This window comes from Kamptonema animale CS-326, from assembly GCF_028330895.1.
Taxonomy (GTDB): domain Bacteria; phylum Cyanobacteriota; class Cyanobacteriia; order Cyanobacteriales; family Microcoleaceae; genus Kamptonema; species Kamptonema formosum.
In genome coordinates this window covers 1-4077 of the sequence record NZ_JAQMUA010000325.1, presented here as the reverse complement: position 1 = coordinate 4077, position 4077 = coordinate 1, and the positions used below count along the sequence as shown (strand labels likewise).

General features: G+C 44.9%; 3 protein-coding genes. 2 read left to right on the top strand and 1 reads right to left on the bottom strand.

Going from position 1 to position 4077, the window contains the following annotated elements; all coding sequences use genetic code 11:
* The first annotated feature begins 190 nt into the window (after positions 1-190).
* On the top strand, positions 191-1195 hold the full coding sequence (locus PN499_RS18985) for a J domain-containing protein (protein WP_272033662.1): 1005 nt from the start codon (positions 191-193) through the stop codon (positions 1193-1195).
* A 214-nt stretch (positions 1196-1409) separates the two neighbouring features.
* Here PN499_RS18985 and PN499_RS18980 read toward each other — a convergent pair whose 3' ends face one another.
* Positions 1410-1679, bottom strand: a complete 270-nt coding sequence (locus PN499_RS18980) for a DUF1816 domain-containing protein (RefSeq protein WP_007354563.1) — start codon at positions 1677-1679, stop codon at positions 1410-1412.
* Between the two features lie 230 nt (positions 1680-1909).
* On the opposite strand from PN499_RS18980, the gene ftsH4 reads away from it, so the two are divergent.
* The gene (gene ftsH4 / locus PN499_RS18975) at positions 1910-3781 is read left to right on the top strand and encodes an ATP-dependent zinc metalloprotease FtsH4 (RefSeq protein WP_272033661.1); all 1872 of its coding nucleotides are present in this window, start codon (positions 1910-1912) and stop codon (positions 3779-3781) included.
* The last annotated feature ends 296 nt before the right edge of the window (positions 3782-4077 follow it).

Sequence of the window (4077 nt, the reverse complement as noted above, 5' to 3'; positions counted from 1 at the left end):
GCGATCGCGATCGCCCCTTGGAGAAACAACCGAACTTAGCTGAACTCAAACTTTTGATAATCTAGTATTTGATCTAAATCTCACCTGTGACTTCCTGTAGCGCCATAATCAATTATAGGCAAAGCTATCAATTTCCGATTATTTTTGCTAACAACCTTAAGCTAACAACTACTTAAAAGGAGGGCGGTTAATGGCTACAACTGACTTCAAAGACTTTTACGCAATTCTGGGACTGAACAAAACCGCTAGTGCTGATGAAATTAAAAAATCCTACCGCAAACTCGCCCGGAAGTACCATCCCGACATGAATCCTGGCAACAAAGACGCAGAGGCCAGGTTTAAAGAAGTTAATGAAGCCTACGAAGTTTTATCAGACCCCGAAAAACGCAAAAAATATGACCAATTTGGTCAATACTGGAAGCAAGCCGGAACCGCTGGTGGATGGCCAGGTAGTCCCAATAATGTAGACTTCGGCGGCGTAGACTTCAGCCAATACGCCAGTTTTGACGAATTCATTAATACTTTGCTGGGTCGCGTTGGTGGGCCCACTGCTGGTAGCCGTCGTAATGGTAACTGGAACTATACATACCGTCCCAATCCAGGCGCGCCGACAGGTTTTGGCGGATACGAGGATTTTACAGGGTTTGATAATCGCACGGCTGCAACTTCCCTCGACACCGAAGCAACTATTTCCCTCAGTCTGGGTGAAGCTTTTCGGGGCGTTTCCAAGCGCGTTGGTACTGGCGATGTCTCCATTCCTGCCGGAGTGAAAGCGGGTAGCCGAATTCGGATTAGAGGGAAAGGTCAAGTAGACCCCCAAACCCAGCAAAGGGGAGATTTATACCTGAAAGTAGAAATTCTACCTCATCCCTTCTTCCAGTTTGAAGGGGAGAATTTGGTTTGTGAAGTACCCGTAACGCCTGATGAAGCGGTGTTGGGAGCCTCCATTGAGGTACCTACGCCTGATGGGATGGTGGCGGTGAATGTTCCAGCAGGCATTCGTTCCGGTCAATCTTTGAGGTTGCGCGGTAAAGGGTGGCCCAAACCCAAGGGAGGCGATCGCACTGACCAATTAGTGAAAATTGCGATCGTCGCACCGAAAGATATTAGCGCTGTGGAGCGAGAATGCTATGAGAAAATTAAGGCAAATCGTAGTTTTAATCCCCGTAGCAATTTAAAGCAAATGCAAATGTGAAGTTTGGAGTTTGGAGCTGGGAGTTTTAAGTTAAATAATTTTTAATTCAAACAGCAAAACCCAAGTAACTTTCTTTCTCCATCACTGGCAAGGATATTATACTAATTCCGGTGGATCAACCATAATTATTATGGTTGATCCACCGGAATTAATATTAACCCTGCGCGATCGTCGCCTCGGTGCTAGCAAGTCAAACTACGAAACCTTTCCCAGGTTAACTCTCGCAAATTGTTAGCTCAGTAGGCTGACAGCGCTTAATTTCAATGCTAACTCTTTGGGCTCCCTCACTTTCCAAATCTTCAATATAGCCATTAGTATTACTTGAGGCTTCTTTGTCGCTGTCAAATGGCCCAAAATAGTAGGTACAGCGTGGCGATTCAGTGACAACCTCGACCCACCATTCCCCTTCCTCTTTAGGACGGCTGGGTTGAGTTATCAAACACAGTCCGATGCAGTAGATCAAGAAAAAATAAAATCCAAGCATCTTAGTTATGTAAAAAGTAAATACTTTAATCAAAGTATCAACTTAGCTTATCAGATCGTCTCTGTCCCAGTGCTGATATTGGGATTAGCTACGGTCAGAATTAGGTATACAGCATTACCCATGCTGGTTAACCGACCAAATGAAGTGAGGAAATCCGCTAAGTTATTCGTGCATTATTGATGGCAGACTAATGAATAAGACAGGTTAAAATCAAAGGATGAATATTTCCAATGGCGATTAAAGACCAGCCTCAACCCCCTCGTTCTCGTCAGATTGGCAATATTTTGTTATTGCTATCAGGTTTGTTTCTACTGGGTAACATATTTTTGCCGAGTTTACTTGGCCCCCAAATTCCGCAAGTACCTTATAGCTTGTTCGTCCATCAGGTGCAAGAACAAGAGGTACAACGGGCTTCTGTGGGTCAAAATGAAATCCGCTATCAGCTTAAAGGTGAAGCGGATCAACCAGGTCAGGTACTCACCACTACACCGATTTTTGATTTAGAATTACCAAAACTTTTGGAAGAAAAAGGCGTTGAATTTGCAGCAACTCCTCCACCTAAAAATGGCTGGTTTACCAGTTTATTAGGTTGGGTGGTTCCGCCATTAATTTTTGTTGCTATCTGGCAATTTTTTATCAGTCGTGGTGGCGGTGGCCCCCAAGGCGCTCTTTCCATTGGTAAAAGTAAGGCTAAAGTTTATGTAGAAGGCGAATCTGCTAAAACAAGTTTTGCTGATGTTGCAGGTGTGGAAGAGGCTAAGACAGAATTAGTTGAGATTGTCGATTTTCTCAAAACTCCAGACAGATTTACGGCAATTGGAGCTCGCATTCCCAAAGGCGTGCTGTTAGTTGGGCCTCCTGGTACTGGTAAAACCCTATTAGCAAAAGCTGTAGCAGGAGAAGCTGGCGTTCCATTTTTCAGCATCTCTGGTTCCGAATTTGTGGAACTATTTGTTGGTGTAGGTTCGGCAAGAGTCCGGGACTTATTTGAACAAGCCAAAAAACAGGCTCCTTGCATTATTTTCATTGACGAATTGGATGCGATCGGTAAGTCTCGTAGTAGCGGCGCTTTCTACGGTGGTAATGACGAACGCGAACAAACTCTCAATCAATTATTAACTGAAATGGACGGTTTTGCAGCAGGCAATACTACCGTAATTGTCCTAGCAGCAACTAATCGCCCTGAAAGTTTAGATCCAGCTTTGTTACGTCCAGGGCGTTTTGACAGACAGGTTTTAGTTGACCGTCCCGATTTATCTGGTCGCGAAGCTATTCTTAACATTCACTCTCAGAAAGTTAAACTGGGCCCGGATATTAACTTAAAAGCAATCGCCGCTAGAACTCCCGGTTTTGCGGGTGCAGATTTGGCAAATTTGGTTAATGAAGCTGCTTTATTAGCCGCTCGTAACCGTCGTGAAACTGTCGCTCAAGCTGACTTTGCCGAAGCGATCGAACGAGTGGTTGCAGGTTTAGAAAAGAAAAGCCGCGTCATGAATGAAAAAGAGAAAAAGATTGTCGCTTATCACGAAGTTGGCCACGCTTTAGTTGGGTTTTTAACTGCTAGTGGCGGCAAAGTTGAAAAAATTTCCATCATTCCTCGTGGGATGGCAGCTTTAGGTTATACTTTGCAACTGCCAACTGAAGACCGATTTTTGATGGATGAAGTAGAACTTCGCGGTCAAATTGCGACACTTTTGGGCGGACGTTCAGCCGAAGAAATTATTTTTGGTAGTATCACTACGGGTGCTTCCAATGATTTACAACGCGCTACTGATTTGGCGGAACGGATGGTGACAACTTACGGCATGAGCAAGGTTTTAGGGCCTTTAGCTTATGAGAAGGGCCAGCAAGGTCAATTCCTCAATGATGGCATGGGTAGTCCCCGCCGTCAGGTGAGCGAACAAACAGCAGATGCAATTGATAAAGAAGTGAAGGAAATTGTCGAAACTGCTCACACCCAAGCTTTAGATATTTTGAAGAACAATCGCGATTTGCTAGAAACTATTGCGACTAAACTTTTGGAAACTGAGGTAATTGAGGGTGATGAACTGCACAACTTACTGGGTCAAGTACGGCCTGTAAATGTTCCTGCTGCTGTTTAGTTTGGTTAGAATCTAGGTACTTCTGACGTAACGCCGCCCTTACTTGCGGTCAAATACCGCCCAGAGAGGGGAGTTACAACTATGCGCGAACCCTAGATTAGCAATTAGTACAAGAGGCAAAAAAACCCGGTTTCTCGGAAAAATGCAAGAAACCGGGTTTCTGGTTTTATAGCAACCGCCACAACGATTAGGACACTCCCTCATGGCCCAAACTATTGACTCTCTTCCCTTCTTCCCCATCCTCCCCATCCTCCCCCTCTCCCCTATCTTCCCCACCCTCCCCATCTCCCTCATCT